Here is a 2,528-nt window from a genome sequence, read left to right as displayed (position 1 = left end):
GATCCGGCCGCCGGGCCAGCATGACGTGGCGGGCGTCCGGGGCCAGCGGGGCCTGGCCGATCGCGTCCGGGCCGGCTTCAACCGCGTAGCCCAATTCGGTCAGCACTTCCGCGACGCAGGACGAGGCGTAATCCGCGTCCGCCCGGCGGGCTTCTTGGTCCAGGAGCTGGTCGGCCTGGCGGCGGACGGCTTCGACCGCGGCCGGCGTGTCGGCGCTGGCGGCGGCTTGGCGGAGAGCCTCGGCGTCTCGGGATGTGAGGTGCGCGATCCGCAAAGCCTGGCGGTTGGCTTCGGCGCGCAGCGCCTTGCGGTTCGAATCGGCTTTGAGTTGATCCGCCACGGCGGCCTCAAGAACCAGCAGGTCGGCTTCGCTGACGGCGCCCGGCTGAGCGGCGGCGAGGGGTGCGGCGCGGGCGGCCAGCGCCTCGAAGGCCGCCTGGTCCTCGAATTGGCTGGCCAGCTCAAGGGCCCGGCTGACACGAACGGCGTGCCCGGCTGAAGGGGCGTCCGGAGGCGCGGGGACGGCACCCGGCGACGGCGGGTGCGGCGAGGTCGGAACAGGTCCGGCGAGCGGGGGCATGGGGACGGCGTGGGGCGATGGCGGGTGCGGCGAGGTCGGAACGGGCCCGGCGAGCGGGGGCATGGGGACGGCATCGGGCGAACGCGGGTGCGGCGAAGTCGGAACGCGCCCGGCGTTGGGCGTGGCGGCGACGGGCCAGTTGAGTGGGGGTTGGGCGGCGGCGCCGGGCGGGGGGCTGCTCGCAAAGAGCGGCGGCTGACCGGACTGGGACGCCTGGAACTGGATGGCGGCGGGCGCCGTTCCCGCGACCAGCGCGAGGCGGCGGCGGGCGCGCTGGCCGGCGATCAGCGCTTCGGCCTGCTGGTTCGCGGCCTGGAGGGCGGCCTCCCAGGCTTGGAAGTCTTGGATTGAGTCGCTGGCGGGTTCCGGCGGGACGGCCATGGGGGGCGGGCCGGAGAGGACGGCGAACTGGCTTAGGAGGCGGTCGCGGAGTGCCAGGCCCCTTGCGCGGGTCTGCATCAGGTCGCGGCGGGCGAGTTCGGAGGGGGACAGGACCAGCAAACGGTATGCCTTCGGGCCGCTCATCGGCTCTGCCTCCTGTCCTGGCCGGGTCTGCTCGGTCGCTGCGGCCTGGCCGCGCGGACCCTGGTCGGCCTGACGCGGCCGGTGCCTGCGGCGAAGTCGCTGCTGGAAGGCTAGCACCCGGCGAAAAGAGGCGACGGCGGAATGGCCCCACCGGCCGCTTGGACAGGGCTGTCAGCGACCTGGGGGCGGGGTGCCGGTCTGGCGCGGTTCCACGCCGGGGGTCTGCGTTCCGGGGACATGGGGACGGCACCGGGCGATGGCGGGTGCGGCGAGGTCGGAACGGGCCCGGTCAGCGGGGACATGGTGCTGTGTTGCGGCGTCCGCGGCATCGGGGCACGCGGCAGCGGGGCGGGTCTGTGTTTTCGCCGAGAGCCGGGTTCCGTCCATTCCACCCCCGTGAGCGCCGGATTCTGTCCACATGCCCCTCGCGAGAGCCCCGTTCTATCCGGTCCGGGGCGGCGACCAAGCACGACGACCTGCGCGAGCGCGCGACCCGGTAGACAAACCCGGGCTCTCGCGGGCGGTCCGTGGACAAACCCGGGCTCTCGCGGGCGGTCCGGCGAGTAGTGGAAGCGCAGACCCTCCAACCAAGGTGGGAGAAACTCAGCGACAGACAGATCGAGTTCATCGTGGCCGTGGCGGCGTTGGGAGGAGAAACCCTCGTTTCCACGCTGGCGCGCGCCCTTGGCCGCTCGGTCAAGGACCTGTCGTGGCTGCGGGACGACCTGCTTCGCGCCGGGGATCTGCTGGCTCCAGGGCGCGGGCGCGTGGCTTTGGCCGTGCCTCTGATGGCGCCATTCGCCCTCGCCAATTACGAGGCGGCCAGGCAAGACGCCGGCGTGAAGCTCATGCCCCTCGCGAAAATCCGCGCGGCACTGGAGTGACAAAGCGACGGCTGGGACGCCGCCACGATGCCGCCTCGGTCTCACCGCCACGATGCCGCCTCGGTCTCACCACCACGTCACCCCGGTGGGCTTCACCCGGCGGCTTGCTCGAAGCGGACGCCAGCCGACTGCGGGCGGGCGTTGGGGACGAAGCGTGCGAACGGCATCGGGAACCTGCGGAACGAACTGTCCGCCGCGTTCGTGTAGGCCTACCGGCCTGACCGGACAATTGCCGTCAGCCGAGAAAACGCCATCAAACTGCCGGTTCAGGGATCGTAGGGCTCGCGACGCCTGACGGGCTTGGGTTCGTTTTGCCTTTATCCACGCCGAAAAGGCGCCGTCATCATTTCGCGGGGCGGTCTACGGCTTGGCGTAAATGTCGTGATGGCCGATTCTGCGCGAGACCAGGCAGCGCTCGCCGCCGATCTCCTCGAAGTGGAAGGTTGCGCGGCCATCGGGTCCGGCGAACGACCAGGTCACCGCGTAGACGCCAGGAGCGCTGGTGATGCCTTCGAACCGCAGGTTCTTCGGCCAGGCAG

General features: G+C 71.8%; 2 protein-coding genes. One reads left to right on the top strand and one right to left on the bottom strand.

The window, feature by feature from the left end:
• Positions 1-1,105, bottom strand: a 1,105-nt coding sequence (locus LBC97_13075; GenBank protein MDR2566958.1) for a hypothetical protein, incomplete at its 3' end; no start/stop codon positions are given.
• A 527-nt stretch (positions 1,106-1,632) separates the two neighbouring features.
• Between LBC97_13075 and LBC97_13070 the strand changes: the two genes are divergently transcribed.
• Positions 1,633-1,989, top strand: coding sequence for a hypothetical protein (locus LBC97_13070; protein MDR2566957.1), 357 nt, complete (start codon positions 1,633-1,635; stop codon positions 1,987-1,989).
• Positions 1,990-2,528 lie beyond the last annotated feature (539 nt).

This window comes from Bifidobacteriaceae bacterium, assembly GCA_031281585.1.
Taxonomy (GTDB): domain Bacteria; phylum Actinomycetota; class Actinomycetes; order Actinomycetales; family WQXJ01; genus JAIRTF01.
This window is presented reverse-complemented; position numbering and strand designations above follow the sequence as displayed.